This window comes from Nonomuraea basaltis (genome assembly GCF_005893125.1).
Taxonomy (GTDB): Bacteria; Actinomycetota; Actinomycetes; order Streptosporangiales; family Streptosporangiaceae; genus Nonomuraea; species Nonomuraea basaltis.
The window spans coordinates 1-17076 of record NZ_VCJS01000255.1 but is presented as its reverse complement, the minus strand read 5'-3'; the positions used below and the strand labels follow the sequence as shown (position 1 = coordinate 17076).

Genomic DNA, 17076 nt, shown 5'->3' with positions numbered 1-17076 from the left:
ACGCGGTGCGGATCAGCACGACGACGTCATAACGCGCCGGCCGGATGCCTCGGGCGGCCAGCAGCTCGTCGCCCTCACCTGGTGTACGCAGGACGGCGCGGAACACGTTCGCCTCCCGCGCCTCGATGCCCGTGGCCAGGGCCTTGAGATGGGCGGCCAGCTGCGCGGGAGGCGACGCGAAGTAGCTGCCGCGCCAGGTGCCGACCTCGCCGGCCAGCATGAGGAAACCCTCGCCGGTCGCGGGCAGTACCCGGGCCTTGACGGCCAGATGATCATTGATCAGCTTCATGTCGCCGACGCTAGCCGGGGCCCTCGCGGGTCGCCTCCGTCACCTGACTGATGTTCCAGCCCATCACACCAGCATGCTGACTGTGATCGTCTCCTCACCTCGATCCCCGGACAGAGTGATCGACAGTTCCCATACGCCGTCCATGACGAACACCTTCTCCTCGGCGACGAAGCGGCCGAGATCGGCCTGGACGGTGGCGACCGGCGGCAGAGCGCGGCCCATGCTCGGCATGACCTCCGCCAGCGTGACCGTTTCGGCCTTGCCCGAGGTCACCCGCACCTCGAGGGGATCGGCCGGGAGCACGCTGACCGCATACCGCGTGCCCGCCGTCTCCACGCTCTCGAGACCATCGGTGAACTCGGCGCCCGTGGCGGGCCGGGCAGGCAGTGTCGAGAAGCGGCCCTGCACAAATGGCCGTCCGACCTCGGCGACGGGCACCGCGCCCTCCGGCTGGGCCGCGAGCAGGTACGGCCGCAGCAGCATCACGACGACCGCGACCGCCGCGGATGCGCTCGCGGCGCCCACGACGGGCCTGGACAGGCGGCCGGTGAGCACGCCACCCACCACCAGCACACCGACCAGCAGGAACGCGCCGTCGCTCACCATCGCCCAGGAGGCACCGCCGGGCACCTGCGAGACCCCGGCGATGACGAGTGTGACCTCGCCCGTCCCGAAGGTCTGTGTCACCCGCAAGTCCGCTCCGGCCTCGACGACATGCGCCCGGGCCGGAGGAGGGGTCAGGGACAGCACCAGCAAGAACACGACAGCGAAGACGCGGATCATGCCTCGAGCAGCCCCACCGCCATTGATCGACTTCATGACGTAGACGCTAGGCAGCGGCTCTTGTGTATCGCCTCCGTCACGTGACTGATGTGCCCCGGGCCCCGATCAGTCACGTGACGGAGGCGACCGATAGCGCCATCTTCCTAGGATTTCGGCCATGACCAAACGACCTGAACCCTACTCGGCAACCGTGATGGCAATCCTGGCCGCCGCCTTCTGCACCTGGGCACTGCTGACCCTCCCCATACAAGGTGCCGTCATCCTCGTGGTCGCCAGCGTGCTGGGCTGGAGCGGGTGGATCGCCTTCAGCTACGCCCGTCCGGTGAAGTCCAGGAAGGTGATCGCCGTCTACCTGTGCGCGGTGGGCTTCCAGCTCATCCACATGGCCGAGGAGTACACCGGCGGCTTCCCCCACGAGATCGTCGAGCTGTTCGACTCGCCCCGGGACTGGCCGGAGAAGGAGTTCCTGCTCGTGTTCGTCTTCGGCTTCGGCGCGCTCTACTTCTTCGCCGGCGCGGGCGCGCTCTACCGGATCCGGGTGTCCAACTTCTTCCTGTGGTGGTACGCCCTGGGCGCCGGCCTGCTCAACGGCATCGCCCACTTCGTCTTCCCGATCATCAAGGGCGGCTACTTCCCCGGCCTGTACACCGCCGGCGGCCACTTCATCATGAGCGGACTGCTGATCTACTTCCTCATCAAGGAGAACCGCCAGCTCAAGACCGAGGAGCAGCAGGCTCAGTCGCTGGTCAGATAACGGGCCACTCGATCAGCTCCCTACATAACCAACCGGCGGGAGCCTCGCAAGGCTTCAGCCACCATGACTGATTCGGCCGGAACCGGCGGGCCGTACGGTCGTGATCAGCCATCTGACCATGGGAGGAACGCTGTGCGGACCATTGTGGTAGAGCCTGTCGGAACGGTCGTCGGTGGGCGCGTCGAGGCGTTCGACGACGACTGGAACACCGAACAGGCGCTGATCCGCCTCGACGGGACCCGTTTCGGGCCGGAGGCACTCGCTGGGCTGGATGCCTTCTCGCACCTGGAGGTGGTGTTCCAGTTCCATCTTGTGGACCCGTCTTCGGTCAACACCTCCGCCCGTCACCCTCGGGGCAACCCCGACTGGCCCAAGGTCGGCATCTTCGCCCAGCGGGGCAAGAACCGCCCGAACCTGCTGGGCGTCTCCCGCTGCCACCTGATCGCCGTCGAAGGTCTCGACATCCACGTGCGCGGCCTGGATGCCATCGACGGCACCCCGATCCTGGACGTCAAGCCCTACATGGCCGAATTCGGCCCGCAAGGCCCGATGGTGCAACCGGAATGGGCGACCGAGCTGATGCGCGCCTACTACTGACCCGGACCCGAAAGGACCACTCATGTCGAAAACCGTCCTGGTGACCGGCGCTTCTACCGGAATCGGCCGTGCCACCGCCCTCCTGTTGGCCCGCGAGGGCTTCACCGTCTACGCCGGAGTCCGCAAAGAGGCCGACGGCGAGGCGCTCGGCCCGACCGTCACCCCGATCAAGCTGGATGTCACCGACGCCAGGCAGATCGCCGATGCCGCCGAGCGCATCGGTCATCTCGACGCCCTGGTCAACAACGCCGGCATTGGCGTCACCGGACCCCTGGAGTTCGTCTCCCTGGACGCGCTGCGCTGGCAGTACGAGGTCAACGTCTTCGGCCAGGTGACCGTCACCCAGGCCATGCTGCCGAAGCTGCGCGCATCGAAAGGCCGCGTCGTCACCGTCGGCTCGGTCGGCAGCTGGATCACCCTGCCCTTCGGCGGCCCGCTGTGCTCCTCCAAACACGCCATCCGCTCCCTCAACGACGCGCTGCGCATGGAGGTCAAGCCCTGGGGCATCCGCGCGGTCCTCATCGAGCCCGGCTCGATCCACACCGCCGCCGTCGACAAGCTCGAAGGCGAGGTCGAACCGCGGCTGGCCGACATCGGTGAGGAGGGCAGGCTTCTGTACGGCGCCGCCTACCGGACCATGGTCACCAGCGGGCTGAAGGAGGAGCGCTCGGGCTCCAGCCCCGACGTGGTCGCCCGCGCCGTCCTGCACGCCCTGACCGCGCGCAAGCCCCGCTCCCGCTACCCGGTCGGCAAGAAGTCGCGGCTGATGAGCACGCTCGGCCGCGTCGTCCCCCAGTACACCCTCGATGCCCTGCGGCTGCGCGCGCTGGGCCTGTCCTGAACGGAGCAACCATGACGCAGCTCGCCGGAGCCGACGCCCTCGTAGCGCTCGACCCCGTCTTCGCCCAGCTCGCGGTCGGCGCAGGCCACAACCTGTGGGGCCTGACCCACCTGACCATGCGGGAGAAGGCCTTCGTCTGCCTGACCGCCGACCTGTGCCACCCCCATCTGGACCTGCCCCTGGCCATGCACGTCCAGATGGCCCTGGCCAACGGGGTCGACCCCGAATCAATCCGGGAGCTCTACCGCCACCTGGCCCCCTACGTGGGCTACCCCATCCTCGTCCCAGCCTTCCAGCGCCTGACCGAACTCGGCCTGCCCCCGGCGCAGGACACCGACCCGATCAAGCCGGTGCCGCTGACCGGAGCGCTGGCCCGCGCCGTACACGATCTCGAGGACTTGGACCCGGGACTGGCCGCCTTCACCGAAGACCAGCTCGCCCAGCGCTGGGCCCGCCCGCACCTCAGCATCCGCGAACGGGCGATCGCCTGCCTGACCGTGGACGTCTTCTACCAGACGCTGGGCCAGTCGATGCGCCTGCACGCCGCCTTGGCACAGGCGGACGGGGCCACCGAGGAGACCTTTCGTGACCTGATCCGCGGACTGGCGGAGTTCGGGCTCGCCCGAGCTTGGACCGCCGCGGAGGCCCTGCTTCCTCAGCGGGGCCCTGGCACCGAGGACGCAACATGAGCGTCGTCATCAGCGGCTGAAGTCCCTCACCCCGATGGCCCCCGCAGACCACCTCGGCAGTCGGGGTGTCGTGATCGCCCGCCGGACGGTGCGTGAGTTATGTCACTGGACGCACTTGTCACGCCGGGCGATACCCATCCGTCCCGGTATGTGTGAAGACCTCGCAGACACTGAGGAAGATCATGGTCAGACTTGATGAGACACCGCCGGCTTCGGCCGAGCGGCCCGCCCGACGGCGGCGCTGGCCGCGATGGCTGGCGGGCCTGGTCGCGCTGCTGATGGCCGGGGTCCTGTTCATCGCGTATGTGTGGCAGCCGCCCGCCGTACAGGGATACCGCTCGCCGTACCTGAGCCGCGTTCACTCCCTGTACGCCGACACGCCCGTGGCTCGCTTCCACTACACCAAAACCGGACAAGGCGCACCGGTGGTGCTGATCGCGGGTGGCGCCCAGTGGCAGTACTCCTATCGGGACACCATCCCCGCCCTGGCCAAGAACCACACGGTCTACGCCGTCGACCTGCCGAGCCAGGGCTATACCCGGGCGGCGCAGAACTTCACCTACACGATCCCCGCCATGGCGGACGCCATCAGAGCATTCCTGGACGCGGTGGGCTTGACGAAGGCGTCGCTGGTCGGTCACTCGTGGGGTGGTGCGTGGACCCTCTCCTTCGCCGAGCGCCACCCCGACCGGGTCGACAAGCTCGTACTCCTGGACTCGCCTGGCCTGGACAAGGAACTGGCTTCGCAGACGGCGGTGTTCGGCGTGCCGGTGGTGGGTGAGGCCGTGGTGAAGTTGATGCGCCGCGCGGACTTCGAGACCAGCCTGCGCTCCGCGTTCACTCACCAGGAACGGGTCACCGCGGAGGTGGTCGACGAGAATTGGGCATGGATGTCCAGGTCCGAACAACGAGACGCCTTCGTCAAGCTCGTCCGCAGCCAGGATTACGCCCCTATCGACGCGGGCTTGGGCCGGATCACGGCCAGGACGCTCATCGTCTGGGGACAGGATGATCAGTGGCTGCCCGCCTCCTACGCCCGCGAGTACGGTGAACGCATCCCCGGCGCGGAGGTCAAGGTGATTCCGAGCGCCGGGCACAACGTGCACGAAGACGATCCGGCACAGGTGATCCCGCTCCTCGCCGCGTTCCTCAGCGGCTGAGCGAGAGCACCGGCACACGGTGGCCCGCCCTACCCGCCGCGTGCCGGCGATCGGCCTGCCAAGCGCCCCGCAACGGATTCCTTCCAGGTCAGTGGTAGGCACGCATCACCCCGCCAGCGACGCTTCCCAGGGGTCCCGCGGGATGCCGGTGACCAATCCATCTACTTGACATTAATTGCCAAGTACTTGCTATCGTTCGTCAAGTGATCCATGCAAGTACTGCAGAGCACATCGAACTGGCCGGGGCGCTCGTCCAGCTGATGGAAACCCGGATCGTCGACCCGCTGGAGATCCTTTTCGAGTCGGATGATCAGGTCCGGCCGATCCGGGAACGGCTGCGCATCGAAGCCGAGGTGTGGGCGGCTCAGCTGCTCGGCCCTGACGACAAGCTCGCGGTCCGTACGGCGGCGCGACTGATCGCGGCGGCCTTCCCCGGCGACGAGCCGTTCAACCCGCCAGAGGCGTGGTGGCGTTCGCCCTTCGGGCAGACCGTCGCCCGCCGCGCGGGGCACCCAGGCGCGGCCGCCGTACCGTACACCACTGCCGCAGCCATGCTCGGCATCACCCGCCAAGGGGTTCACGACCTCGTCAAGCGCGCCAAGCTCGAACGTCATCCCGACGGCGGAGTGACCACGGCGTCCGTGCGCGCCCGGCTCAAGCAACCAAAGGAGCAGCGTGTCCCCTCAGACCATCACCATCACTGACCACGTCATCCCGCTCGCCGCTCGCGACCACGGCGGGGACGGCCCCGCCGTACTACTCCTTCACGGCCTCGGCGGGACGCTCGAGGCTTGGGACACCCTCGCGCCGCTCCTCGCGCGGAAGCACCGGGTCGTGGCGGTGGACCTGCGCGGCCACGGGCTGTCCGGGGACGGTCCATGGGAATGGGACGCGGTTCTCGGCGATCTCGAGGCCGTGGTCAAGCACTTCCGCCTGGACCGCCCTGCGATCGTGGGCCACTCGCTCGGCGGCATGCTCGCCCTCATGTGGGCGCGAAACCACCCCGGATGCCCGGCGATCGTCAACCTCGACGGCCTCAGGTCCGCGGAGAATGACCCGGGCAACTATCCGGGCATGACGCGGGACGCGCTGGACATAGCCCTCGACCAACTCCAGGCCGCCTTCGACGCCCAGGCCGCGGCGATGAGCCACCCGGTCCCCGCCGAGCAGGCGCACATGCTCCCCCAACGGACTCTGACCACCAGGAACGGCCACAGCTACCTCCGGCCAGGCCCGGAGATCCTGACGGCGGTGCGCTACGCGCCGGAGTTCCGTGACGCGATCCCGCTGCTCCGCGGCGTGACCTGCCCCGCGCTGGTCGTCCTGGCCGACCGGGACCCGGCGGGAATGGACGGCGGCGAGCTCATGGCGGCCTTCCGTCGAGGGGTACGGCGCGACCTCCACGACCTTCCGGGTGCCGTTGAGGTGGTTGAGCTGGCCGCGAGCCACAACATGGTCGCGGAGCAGCCTGGCGATCTCACCGAGCTGATCATTCGGTTCCTCGTAAGCTCTGGGAAACCGGGCCAGACCGCTCCTTCCCGCACGCGTCAGTGAAGCGTCTGGAACACGCGCCGGGCGTTCCCGTGGAGGAACATGGCACGGGTCTCCTCATCCAGCCCGAGCTGATCCAGCCCGTCCAGTGCCTTGAGCGGTGTGATCATCGGGTAGTTGGTGCCGAACAGCACTTTGCCCCCGCCATGGCTCTTCAGGTACGCGACCAGTTCGGCGGGATAGCGGCGAACGGTGTAGGCGGAGGTGTCGATGTAGACGTTGGGGTGCTTGGTGGCCACCGCGATCATCTCGGTGGTCCACGGATAGCCGATGTGCCCGGCCACGATCGTCAGCTCGGGAAAGTCCAGCGCCACCTGGTCGAGATACGGGATGGGCCGGCCGGGCTCGGAGGGACGCAACGGGCCGGTGTGGCCCGCCTGAGTGCAGAACGGGATGCCGAGCTCGACGCATTCGGCGTAGAGCGGGTAGTAGCGGCGGTCGGTGGGCGGCAGCTCCCACAACCAAGGCACGATGCGCAACGCCTTGAAGCCGAGTTCGGTGACCGCCCGCCGGAGCTCGCGGATGGCCGCCATCGGCTTGCGCAGGTCGACGGAGGCGACCCCGGCCAGGCGACCGCCTGACTCGGCGACGAAGGCGGCCACCTCGTCGTTGGAGATGAGCGCGCCTTCTGGCCCGTACCAAGCGCTGATCAGGGCCAGGTCGACGGCGGCCGCGTCCATGGCTGCCACGGTGACGGAGAGCGGCGGCTGGTCGGGTGGCAGGGAGGTGCCGGACCAGTTGCGCAGCGAGTCGAACATGTCGTGTTGGGTGAAGCGCCGCGTCGGGTGTTGTGCCCAGACATCAATGATCGGCAAGGCGGTGTCTCCTCCTCATGGTGCCGCCGGTAGGGCGGACGAGGCCGGTCACGGCCGGCGACCTGCCGGCTGTCCGGCTATGGTGCGGGCTCGCACGCGCTTCGGCCCCATTCGATCCCTTCAGGACTAACGGAGGGTCGCTCCGGAACCTACTGTCCGGTCCATGAAGGCCCGGATCCGGCCGTCGGTTGCCGCCGTCGTCCACAGTTCCACGGTGGCCGGCTCGGTAACACGGTCGAGCCGCTCGTTCACCTCCTGCCGGAGTTGCGTCTTGGTGCAGCGGAAGGTGTCGGCCGGGATATCGGTGGCCATCCGGCCGGCAACGGCCATCGCGTGGTCCAGCAGGGCGTCCGGGTCGCTCAGCTCGTCCACCAGACCCAGGGCCAGGGCCGCCTCCGGCTCGTGGTTGGCACCGTCGAAGATCGCACGGCGGGCGCCGACCGGGCCCAGCGCGAACCGCAGGATCTCCAGCGCCGACTGCGGGAATGGCACCCCGACCCGCAGCTCCGGAACCCCGATCGTGCCGCTCCCCGATGCCATGATCCGGTGGTCGCAGGCTGCGGCGAGCACGCAGCCACCGGCGATGGCGTGCCCGTTGACCGCGGCGACCACCGGCTTGCCCAGGTCGAAGACGGATCGGAAGGCACCGCTGAGCGCGGGCAGGAACTCCGCCACGTACGCGGCGCCGCCGTCCACGACGCGCTTGAGGTCGACACCCGCCGAAAACACCCGTCCAGCTCCGGTCACCACCGCGGCCCGCGCAGGTCCCCGCTGATCGTCCAGATCGCGCATTGTCTGCTCGATCGCCCGGCACAGCTCCAGATCCAGGGCGTTCACCTTGCCATGGGCCAGTCGTACGACCCCGATGCCGTCCATCACGTCGACCGCGATCATCGCGTTCCCTCCCAAGCCTCGGCTCTATCCAACTACGGACGAGTGCGCCCGCCTCATCTGTGCCGGCCTCCCGCACCAGCAAGATCAGAACACCGTCACCATCACCACGCAGAGCTACCTTCGCGCTGAGGTCACGTTCGGCAGAAGACCTCCTGTCCAGCTGGTCGGCGTGGCTGGGTCAGCGGTTGTGACGAGGCGGTAGCCCAAGTCGAGGGTGCCGACGGCCAGGAGGCGGCGGTGACGGTCATGCCAGCGTCCGGTGGCGACGTCGACTGCGAGGCGTCGCATCGCGCACTCGACAAGGTGCTGGTCGAGGTTTGCCAGCGCGGAGATGGCGGCGCGTACCTGGGGGTCGAGGTAGCGGTGCGGGCGTTGCCAGTACGCGCCCAGGAATCCGTCGGTGCAGTCGGCGGCCACCGGCACGGGAGCGACGCTCACCCGTGCGCCGTTGCGCCGGAACCAGGTCTGGACAATGTCGAGAGAGGCGAGTCCGGCGTCGGTTTCGGCGATCTCCGGGAAGTACTCCTCGACCAGCCAGAATCGTGCGGTGACGGCGGGGTCCCAGGTGAGGATGATCTGCCGGCCGGATATCCGGCGCATCTCGGCGAGGCCCGCGGCCGCGTCGGTCCAGTGGTGGACGGTGAGAATGGCCATCGCGGCGTCGAACGACTTGTCAGGGAACGGGAGACACTCGGCGTATCCCTGGATGACTGGCGCTGAGCCGGGGGCACGCTGGCGCATCATCACCGTGGACGGCTCCACAGCGGTGACCCGCCGGCTGCGGGGCTCGTAGGAGCCGGTTCCGGCGCCAACGTTGATCACCGTCTGGGCGGATCCCAGGGCCTGGTTGATCTGGTCGGCGATACGGGGGTCGGGGCGCCGGTGGCGGGAGTAGCCGAAGCCGATCGTCTGGTACGGGTTGGCGTTCACGAACCTCGTCATTCCTCTCCGTCGGCGGGATCGACGTGCCCGCGCCGGGCTCCCAGCACCAGCAGCGGCGGGCGTCTGAGATGTTCGGCCAGGTGAGGATGGCTCTGGAGAGCGGCGGGGCTGGGAACGGGTTCGTCGATGCCGGTCAGCTCCAGGCCGGCGTCGAGCAGGCCGCCGATCAGCGTGGCCAGCTGCCTGTGGTGTTTCTCCACGCCTTCGATGATCCAGTTCTGGGTCCGGGGCCCTTCGGAGGCATAGTCGTCGACCGGCCAGACCGTGCCCTCGCCGATCTTCAGCCATCCGGCCATCGGATCGGCGGCCGTGCAGATCGGGTGTTCGATCGAGAAGACGAACCGCCCATCCGGCCGCAGCCAGTGCGCGACGCGCCGGACCAGCCCCGGGTAGTCGGCGACGTAGTGCAGGACGAGGCTGCTGACGACCAGGTCGGCGGAACGGGCGGGCAGCGTGAGCTCGTCCAGGTCAGCGTGCAGGTAGCGGACTCGCGGATGCGGGGTGGCCAGCGCCAGCATCCGCTGGGAGGAGTCCACCGCCAAGACGTGCGCCGCTCCCGCGTCGGCCAGCCGGCGGGCGAGCGCGCCGACCCCGCAGCCCAGATCGAGGACGGCGGCGCCCGCCACGGGAGAGAGAATCCGGCTCATGGCCGGGATCTCGATGGCGTCGTTGATCCCGGCGCCGGAATCCCTGAGCCGGCGGTAGCCCTCCCAGAAGCGGGGATCGTCGTAGAGGTCGCGGCCCGCTGTGATCACAGGTGCTTCCTCAGGTCGTCCACGTCGAGGAGCGGCAGGCCCCAGCGCAGCGCGGCCACCTCCAGCTCGGCGGCGTTGGCCATGGTTCCGTCGGGGTTCATGACCTCGCAGCACACCCCGACGGGCGGTAGCCCGGCCGCCACGCACATGGCGACGGTGGCCTCGGTGTGACCGGCGCGCTCGGCGAGACCTCCAGGGCGTGCGGCCAGCGGGAAGACATGCCCGGGCCGGAGGAAGTCGGCCGGGCCGGACTCCGAGTGGGCCAGGCGGCGTACGGTCGCGGCGCGTTCGGCCGCCGACACCCCGGTGCCGGTCCCGGCGGCCAGATCCACCGGGACGTGCGGCCGGGTGCCATGCCGATCACCCGGTCCAGGGATGGGCCCGATCTCCAGCCGGTCCAGGACCTCGAGCGCGCACGGCACGGTCGGATGGCCGCAGACCTGGGTGAGCAGGAAGGTGAACGCCTCCGGGCGCAACCGCGCCCCGGCAAACACCACATCGCCTTCACCTTCCCGGTCGGGATCCCAGATCACCACGGCTCCTCCGGACGCGAGCTGCGTCACCGCCTTCTGCACGCCGGCCCCGCCCGAGACCCGTCCCGCCCACGGCAGCGCCGCGACCACCTCGGTCACCGCCTGTCCCGGGTCGGACGGCCAGCGCCGTACCAGGCGGGTGAGCAGGTCGGGCTCCAGGTTCACGCGATCGCCGGCCGACAGCTCCGCCAGCGTGGTGGCCTGCAATGTCGCGGGGATCAGCGCCACCGAGAACCGGTCACGGGACACCTCGGCGACGGTCAGGCTGACGCCGTCGACCGCGATCTGCCCCTTGGGAACGACCAGCGGGAGGAAACGCTCCGGCGGCTTGATCCACAGCCGCCGTGCGCCGGCCTCGTCGTCGACTCTCACGACCTTGCCCGCGGCATCCACGGCGCCTTGGACCAGGTGACCACCGAGCGGGTCGCCCAGCGCCAAAGGCGCCTCCACGTTGACCCGCGTGCCGGGCTGGATCTGGTCGAGGGTCGATCGGCGGCGGGTCTCGGCCGTAAGCCTGGCTTCCAGTACGTCCGTCTCGTGCTCGGTCTGGACGATCATCAGCCCGACGCCGTTCAGGCAGATCGAAGCCAGCGCGCTCGCGGCGGCCTTGGGCGCTCTGACCGCGATACGAGCTTGGTCGATGGCCACCACTGTGCCGACTTCTTGGATGTGCCCGGTGAACATCCGACACCACCTCTCGACAGCGGGAGGACGGTCCTCGCCGCACGAAGGAGTCAGGGGCCGTGAGCAGGGCCCGAGAGGTGGCGGGGTGTCACCGCGTGGCCCGGAATCACACCGAGTCGTCCCGCCGCTACCGGCGGAACCGGCGGGCTGTCACCGCCGCACCTTGGAATCGCACCGATCCACCTATATCACCCACCCGTCGGCAAGATCAACGGTTCGGTGAGCCCGATCGGCGCTCCCGCCGACGAAACCCCCGCCGCCCCCGGTTCACGCAGGCTTCGAGGTACGACATGATCACTGGCGTGAATGTCGGTCGGAGATCTCCCGATCGGCGAACCATTCTGACCAATGGGACCCGCTCACCGGGCCACACCGCACAATGGAGGGCCATGATGCCTTTCGACGCAGTGCTCTGCGACCTTGACGGCGTGCTCCGCCAGTTCGACCATGCCGTTCAGGCTGAGATCGAGGCCCGTTACGGGCTGCCACTGATGCGGACCGCCTTCGACCCCGTCCTCATCGGGCCGGCCACACTCGGCCTGATCAGTGAGGAGGAGTGGGCGGAGTCGGTCGTCGTCGCCCTGGGCGGAGACGAACGGGCAAGGCTCGCGGTCGCCGAGTTCATCGCCGTACCGTTCACGGTGGATGAGGAAGTCAAGGCGCTGCTGGCGAAGGCACAGGAGCGAGTGCCGGTGGTGCTGGTGACCAACGCCACGGACACCTTGGATGAGCACCTGGACCGAATCGGACTCACCCACTTCGCCGACGCCGTGGTCAGCAGCGCCACGGTCGGGGTAGCCAAACCCGACCAGCGCATCTACGAGATCGCTGCAGAACTCGTCGGCGCCGCACCCGAGCGCTGCCTGTTCGTAGACGACCGGCTCGAGAACGTAGAAGCGGCCACATCGCTCGGCATGACCGCTGTCCACTACCGAACAGTGGCGGACCTCGCCGCGGTGTTGACCTAGCGGTGACCAGGTTGCATGCCGCTCTCCCGCACCGACTCCGCAATTGATCGCCGCTTGCAGTGGGTGTGCTCAGCCACCTCCTTGAGGAGGCCCAGATCGCCGGCGCCAAGTCCAGCTAGCCCTGAGGAGCGGCTTGGCGGCTCATCGAACGCTTCCTGACGGCACCCCAAGTAGGCCTTCTGGTAGAAGTCCTCGCGGGTGAAACCGAGCGCGATCTGGTCCCTGATGAACTCGCCAGCCGGGTCCTGCTCGTCGACATGCCGGAGCAGGCGGAACCACCGGGCGGCGAAGGGATTCGTCGACGCTCGCCGTGATAAGCGCGCTCCGGACGCGGTGTGAGCCGGATCACTGTCTGCTCCTGTCACAGGCCCGCTGGGTCGTGGCCTGGTTCTGCATGCGCGCCGCCCTCGGGCTGCCGCTGCATCTGAACGGCGGCGGCCACCAGGTGCGCGATCTGGTGCACGTGGACGACATCGCCACCGGCACCCTGCACGCCCTGATCGCGCCGACGGCGCACAACCAGGCCCTGAACCTCGGCACCGGGGCCGGGACCACCATCCGTCAGGTGGCCGAGCTGGTCCGCCGACACTACCCGGATGCCACTGTTACCGAGACGCCGCAGCCGCCCGGCGACCCGCTGGGCGGCTACGCCTGCACCCGCCGCATGGCCGAGTTGCTCGGCTGGCAGCCCGGCATCACGGTCACCGAGGGCGTCGCTCGATACGCGGCGTGCCCCCTCGGCCGTCCCCGCCTGGGTGCGCCAGCCGGCCGCCGCCTGACCCGCCCCTGCTACCGGCCGCCATGGTGGCCCCTTGCCCGGGGAGAGATGCCCATGTCAGCACGCCCGCAGCCTGCCCTCTCGCTCCGGGAGTCGGCCCTGCAACGGCGCCTGCCGCCGCACCAGGCGTCGCCGCGGGCGAAGTGGATGTCGGAGTGGCAGATGCCGCAGAACTGAATGTCGAGCTTGACGTCGTGCGGGCCGACGTCGCGCGCTCGATCGTGACCGTCTGCAGCGGCTGGCCGACTTCGGTGACACCGTTGCTGTTGACGGTGGTGCTCATCAGGATCTCCTCTGGTGCCTCTGGGTGAGGGGGTGTTGCCGGGTGGTCAGCGCAGGCCGACGCGCCGGAGCCAGGACAGGACGACGGCGCTCGCCTGCTGGACCTCTTCGCCGCGCACGGCGAGCCCGTCGCCGATGGTGGCGCCGGGGCAGGCGGCCGCGTACTCCTCGGGCGCGGTGCCGAGCCCGCTGACGGCGTAAGTGACGACAGGCAGGATGGTCTTGCCGGTGAAGTCGAGGCTTTCGGCGAAGGTGCGCATGATCATGGGTGGGCGCACGTTCCAGATGCCGCTGCCCAGCAGGACGACGTCGTTCGCTGATCAGGCCGGCCAGCACCTCGGTGTTGCCGACCTCCAGGTCCTTGCGGCCGCCGTAGTGGTAGTTCTCGCCGGCTCGGGAGAAGTAGGCCAGCAGGACACGCGGCCTTGTCCCGGTCGCCGTCGCGGGCGGCGTCGCCGCGGCGGGGTCCGTACCTGTGGTGCCTCTCGGTGTCTGGGTGCTGCAGCCCGTCGACCAGGTACCGCCGGCGACCGCCAGTGCGGTCGCGGCGCTTGCCCGGAGAAAGCCACGACGGTTCGGGCGGTCGGTGATCACGCCGCCGATTCGGGAGCGTGCGCCGATGGTGCTCACGTTGTCACCTCCTCGCGGGTGGTGTCGTTGATGGGGTTGACGGGCATGGTCGATGGGGTTCGCCTGGCGGGGACGATGACGATCACGACGACGAGCAGCGCCATCGTGAGCAGGACGGTGGAGCCGGTGAGCGCGGCGCTTACGTGTGCGGTGACCGCGGCCGCCCCACCGAGGGCACCGTCGAGCGGCCCGGTGTGCGCCGCGGCCGCGACGAGAACTCCCAGCCCGAGTGCCATGCCCAGCTGGTTCGCGGTGTTGACCAGGCCGGAGGCGGCGCCGGCGTCGGAGGCCGGACGCTCGTTCGGGGTACTGGCGTTACCTCCTTGCCTGCCGTCACCTCACCTAGCCTGGGGTTATGAGCCAGATCGACCACGGCGCCGAGGTCCGCGATTTTCTCCGCTCGCGGCGGGCGCGCATCACCCCGGAGCAGGCGGGGCTGCCCGCCTACGGCGCCAACCGCCGCGTCAAGGGACTGCGGCGCGAAGAGGTCGCCATGCTCGCCGGCGTCTCCATCGACTACTACGTCCGCATGGAGCGGGGGAACCTCTCCGGCGCCTCCGACAGCGTGCTGGACGCCCTGGCCCGCGCCCTGCAACTGGACGAGGCCGAGCGTGAGCACCTGTTCGCCCTGTCCCGGACCGCCGGGCCGGCCCCTCGCCGCCGCCGCTCGCCGCCGACCAGCGTGCGGCCCGCGATCCAGCAGGTGCTGGATGCCATCACCGACGCGCCGGCCTGGGTACGCAACGGCCGCCACGACATCGTCGCGATGAACCGCCTGGCCCGCGCCCTGTACGCCCCCATCCTGGCCGACCCGCGCCGCCCGGCGAACACCACCCGCTTCCTCTACCTCGATGAGGCCGCGCGCGACTTCTTCGTCGACTGGGACCGGATCGCCAATGACGCCGCCGCCATGCTGCGGCTGGAGGCGGGCCGCAATCCGCATGACCGGGCGCTCATCGAGTTGGTCGGCGAGCTGTCGACGCGCAGTGAGATCTTCCGGCAGCGCTGGGCCTCCCACGACGTGCAGTACCACCGCAGCGGCATGAAACGGCTGCGTCACCCGGTGGTCGGCCGGCTCGACCTGAACTTCGAGTCGATGGAGCTGCCCTCGGAGCCCGGCCTGATGCTCAACGTCTACACCGCCACCCCGGGCAGCCCCACCGCCGACGGCCTGAAGATGCTCGCCAGCTGGGCGGCCACCCAGGGCATCGCCGAGGTACAGCAGGCGGCCCCGGATCAGAGCTGACCCGCACAACCACATCACAAGCCTGCCAAGCGCGCGAAATGCCGCGCGCCCCCCACTGCATCGAAGCCCGTCCGGCCCGCCTAAGGCCGCACGACGGGCCCGTAAACCCCGCTGGGGGGCACTGTCATTACCTGTAACAGCAGACCCTGCCGCATGCCCGAGCGAGCCTGTTCCATAGAGCTTGACCAGGGAAAATCTCGGAATCCACGCAGGGGAAGGGACGCATGCGGCGAACCGGCCGACCCGATGATGCGGCAGCGGTAGCGGCCTTCGGCTCTCTAACCCAAGCCGCCCCAGCCGCACATCGGCAGGGTGGGCCACGAGTTTCCCGGCAGCCGCTCCGAGTAGCTGACATATCCCTGGCCCAGGCCTGGTGACCTTGAGCGTGGCGCTGCTCGCACAAAGGCGGGTGACCACTTGGTACTGGTGCCGCGCGGCCGCTGCGGTGCCGGCACGGATTTAGCTGTAGCGGACCTGGCCCCGGCCAGCCGATCGATCGGCCTTGGGTAGGCCCGACGACGAAGACAAGAGACGGAACACTTTGATGCGAGCTACCTTCCTGTACGGTGCCGGCGACGTGCGCGTGGAGAGCGTGCCGGACCCGGTGCTGCGGCAGCCCACCGACGCGGTCGTGCGCATCGTGCGCGCCTGCGTCTGCGGCAGCGACCTGCACCCGTACCACTCCCTGCCGGCCTCGGAGCAGGGCACCCCGATGGGGCATGAGTTCCTCGGCGTCATCGAGGACCTCGGCGCGGAGGTGTCCGGGTTCAAGCGCGGCGACCTGGTGGTGGCGCCGTTCGCCTACTCCGACAACACCTGCGATCTCTGCCGGGAGGGCCTGCACACCTCCTGCCCGAGCGGCGGCTTCTGGGCCGCTGGCGGCGTCGGCGGGGCCCAGGCCGAGGCGATCCGCGTGCCGCAGGCGCAGGGCACGCTGGTCAAGCTGCCCGTCAGCGAGGATTCGGAGCTGTTGCCGTCCCTGCTCACGCTGGCCGACGTGTACGGCACCGGCCACCACGCCGCCAAGCGGGCCGACGTCAACGCGCGTACCACGGTGGCGGTCATCGGGGATGGCGCGGTCGGGCTCATGGCGGTGCTGTCGGCCCGCCGGCTCGGCGCCGAGCGCATCATCCTGATGGGCCGGCACGACGACCGTACCAAGCTCGGCATCGACTTCGGCGCGACCGACGTGGTTCCCGAGCGCGGCCGCGAGGGCGTCGAGCGGGTACGGGAGCTGACCGGCGGGCAGGGCGTGCACGCGGTGCTGGAGGCGGTCGGCTACCTGAACGCCTACGAGCAGGCCGTCGGCATCGTCCGCCCCGGCGGCGTGATCAGCCGGGTCGGCGTGCCGCAGTACGAGGACGCGCCGATCGGGTTCGGCAGCCTGTTCGGCCCGAACAACACGCTGACCGGCGGCCCCGCCCCGGTGCGCGCTTACATCGACGAGCTGCTGCCCGGCGTGCTGGACGGCACGGTCGAGCCGGGCCGGGTGTTCGACCAGGCTATCGGCCTGGAGCAGGTGCCCGACGGCTACCGCGCGATGAACGACCGCAGCGCGCTGAAGGTCCTCATCCAACCCTGACACCAAGGAGACGTCCCCGATGGACACCTGGACCAGCGACGAACTCACCGCCATCGGCGACGCCGAAGAACTCGACCTCGCCTCCCGCCGCGACGACGGCACGCTGCGCCGGCCGGTGACGATGTGGGTCGTCCGCGTCGGCGACGACCTGTACGTACGCTGCATGAACGGCCGTGCCGGCGCCTGGTACCGCGGCACCCGGACCCGCCACCAGGGCCGCATCTCGGCCGGCGGCATCCAGGCCGACGTCGCCTTCACCGACGCCGACCCCGGCGACACCGCCGTCCACGACCGGATCGACGA

21 protein-coding genes and 1 pseudogene are annotated in these 17076 nt (G+C 69.5%); 12 read left to right on the top strand and 10 right to left on the bottom strand.

Translation table 11 applies throughout. The features are described 5' to 3' along the window. On the bottom strand, positions 1–289 hold a 289-nt coding region (locus EJK15_RS58625), incomplete at its 3' end, for a hypothetical protein (protein WP_206061880.1). Between the two features lie 63 nt (positions 290–352). Further along, positions 353–1108: a hypothetical protein gene (locus EJK15_RS58620; protein ID WP_138719076.1), complete on the bottom strand. Its 756-nt coding sequence runs from the start codon at positions 1106–1108 to the stop codon at positions 353–355. A 121-nt stretch (positions 1109–1229) separates the two neighbouring features. Here EJK15_RS58620 and EJK15_RS58615 point away from each other — a divergent pair, with 121 nt between their 5' ends. The 7 genes from EJK15_RS58615 to EJK15_RS58585 all read left to right on the top strand — a co-directional run bounded on the left by EJK15_RS58615 (position 1230) and on the right by EJK15_RS58585 (position 6667). Further along, positions 1230–1826 carry an HXXEE domain-containing protein gene (locus EJK15_RS58615; protein ID WP_138719075.1) on the top strand — a complete coding sequence of 199 codons (597 nt, stop codon included), beginning with the start codon at positions 1230–1232 and terminating at the stop codon, positions 1824–1826. A gap of 132 nt (positions 1827–1958) precedes the next feature. Then, positions 1959–2423, top strand: coding sequence for an SAM-dependent methyltransferase (locus EJK15_RS58610; RefSeq protein ID WP_240777890.1), 465 nt, complete (start codon positions 1959–1961; stop codon positions 2421–2423). A 22-nt stretch (positions 2424–2445) separates the two neighbouring features. After that, positions 2446–3264 (top strand): SDR family oxidoreductase, encoded by an 819-nt coding sequence (locus EJK15_RS58605; RefSeq protein ID WP_138719073.1) that lies wholly within the window; start codon positions 2446–2448, stop codon positions 3262–3264. Between the two features lie 11 nt (positions 3265–3275). Further along, complete coding sequence (locus EJK15_RS58600) at positions 3276–3953, top strand: carboxymuconolactone decarboxylase family protein (RefSeq protein WP_138719072.1); 678 nt, start codon at positions 3276–3278, stop codon at positions 3951–3953. Positions 3954–4135: 182 nt separating this feature from the next. Beyond that, entirely contained in the window at positions 4136–5113 is a 978-nt protein-coding gene (locus tag EJK15_RS58595) for an alpha/beta fold hydrolase (protein WP_138719071.1), read from the top strand. A 203-nt stretch (positions 5114–5316) separates the two neighbouring features. Continuing rightward, positions 5317–5817 carry a hypothetical protein gene (locus tag EJK15_RS58590; protein ID WP_138719070.1) on the top strand — a complete coding sequence of 167 codons (501 nt, stop codon included), beginning with the start codon at positions 5317–5319 and terminating at the stop codon, positions 5815–5817. Then, positions 5789–6667 carry an alpha/beta fold hydrolase gene (locus tag EJK15_RS58585; RefSeq protein ID WP_206061878.1) on the top strand — a complete coding sequence of 293 codons (879 nt, stop codon included), beginning with the start codon at positions 5789–5791 and terminating at the stop codon, positions 6665–6667. Before EJK15_RS58590 ends, EJK15_RS58585 begins: the two co-directional genes overlap by 29 nt. Here the strand turns inward: EJK15_RS58585 and EJK15_RS58580 are convergent. From EJK15_RS58580 to EJK15_RS58560, 5 genes are all read right to left on the bottom strand, one after another. Beyond that, positions 6661–7479: an amidohydrolase family protein gene (locus EJK15_RS58580; RefSeq protein WP_138719069.1), complete on the bottom strand. Its 819-nt coding sequence runs from the start codon at positions 7477–7479 to the stop codon at positions 6661–6663. The genes EJK15_RS58585 and EJK15_RS58580 overlap by 7 nt on opposite strands. Before the next feature lie 126 nt (positions 7480–7605). Then, positions 7606–8373 carry an enoyl-CoA hydratase/isomerase family protein gene (locus EJK15_RS58575; protein ID WP_138719068.1) on the bottom strand — a complete coding sequence of 256 codons (768 nt, stop codon included), beginning with the start codon at positions 8371–8373 and terminating at the stop codon, positions 7606–7608. 114 nt (positions 8374–8487) lie between these two features. After that, positions 8488–9315, bottom strand: coding sequence for a class I SAM-dependent methyltransferase (locus EJK15_RS58570; protein ID WP_138719067.1), 828 nt, complete (start codon positions 9313–9315; stop codon positions 8488–8490). Beyond that, on the bottom strand, positions 9312–10070 hold the full coding sequence (locus EJK15_RS58565) for a class I SAM-dependent methyltransferase (protein ID WP_171075188.1): 759 nt from the start codon (positions 10068–10070) through the stop codon (positions 9312–9314). Before EJK15_RS58565 ends, EJK15_RS58570 begins: the two co-directional genes overlap by 4 nt. Beyond that, positions 10067–11287, bottom strand: a complete 1221-nt coding sequence (locus EJK15_RS58560) for a riboflavin synthase (protein WP_138719066.1) — start codon at positions 11285–11287, stop codon at positions 10067–10069. Before EJK15_RS58560 ends, EJK15_RS58565 begins: the two co-directional genes overlap by 4 nt. A gap of 290 nt (positions 11288–11577) precedes the next feature. Between EJK15_RS58560 and EJK15_RS58555 the strand changes: the two genes are divergently transcribed. Both EJK15_RS58555 and EJK15_RS77320 read left to right on the top strand, forming a co-directional pair. Next, entirely contained in the window at positions 11578–12255 is a 678-nt protein-coding gene (locus EJK15_RS58555; RefSeq protein WP_206061876.1) for an HAD family hydrolase, read from the top strand. A 310-nt stretch (positions 12256–12565) separates the two neighbouring features. Continuing rightward, positions 12566–13210 carry an NAD-dependent epimerase/dehydratase family protein gene (locus EJK15_RS77320; protein ID WP_338089957.1) on the top strand — a complete coding sequence of 215 codons (645 nt, stop codon included), beginning with the start codon at positions 12566–12568 and terminating at the stop codon, positions 13208–13210. A 152-nt stretch (positions 13211–13362) separates the two neighbouring features. Here the strand turns inward: EJK15_RS77320 and EJK15_RS73690 are convergent, their stop codons facing one another. The 3 genes and pseudogenes from EJK15_RS73690 to EJK15_RS58535 all read right to left on the bottom strand — a co-directional run bounded on the left by EJK15_RS73690 (position 13363) and on the right by EJK15_RS58535 (position 14181). Then, positions 13363–13617, bottom strand: a complete 255-nt coding sequence (locus EJK15_RS73690; RefSeq protein WP_420847169.1) for a flavodoxin family protein — start codon at positions 13615–13617, stop codon at positions 13363–13365. A 214-nt stretch (positions 13618–13831) separates the two neighbouring features. After that, positions 13832–13909, bottom strand: a pseudogene (locus EJK15_RS78150) (twin-arginine translocation signal domain-containing protein); the annotation flags it as partial. A 32-nt stretch (positions 13910–13941) separates the two neighbouring features. After that, a complete protein-coding gene (locus EJK15_RS58535) occupies positions 13942–14181 on the bottom strand; it encodes a hypothetical protein (RefSeq protein WP_206061872.1) in 240 nt (79 codons plus the stop codon). A 119-nt stretch (positions 14182–14300) separates the two neighbouring features. Between EJK15_RS58535 and EJK15_RS58530 the strand changes: the two genes are divergently transcribed. The 3 genes from EJK15_RS58530 to EJK15_RS58520 all read left to right on the top strand — a co-directional run. After that, on the top strand, positions 14301–15191 hold the full coding sequence (locus EJK15_RS58530) for a helix-turn-helix transcriptional regulator (RefSeq protein ID WP_138719065.1): 891 nt from the start codon (positions 14301–14303) through the stop codon (positions 15189–15191). Positions 15192–15735: 544 nt separating this feature from the next. After that, the gene (locus EJK15_RS58525) at positions 15736–16773 is read left to right on the top strand and encodes a zinc-binding dehydrogenase (protein ID WP_138719064.1); all 1038 of its coding nucleotides are present in this window, start codon (positions 15736–15738) and stop codon (positions 16771–16773) included. Between the two features lie 19 nt (positions 16774–16792). Beyond that, the coding region (locus tag EJK15_RS58520; RefSeq protein ID WP_138719063.1) for a DUF2255 family protein at positions 16793–17076 on the top strand (284 nt) is incomplete at its 3' end.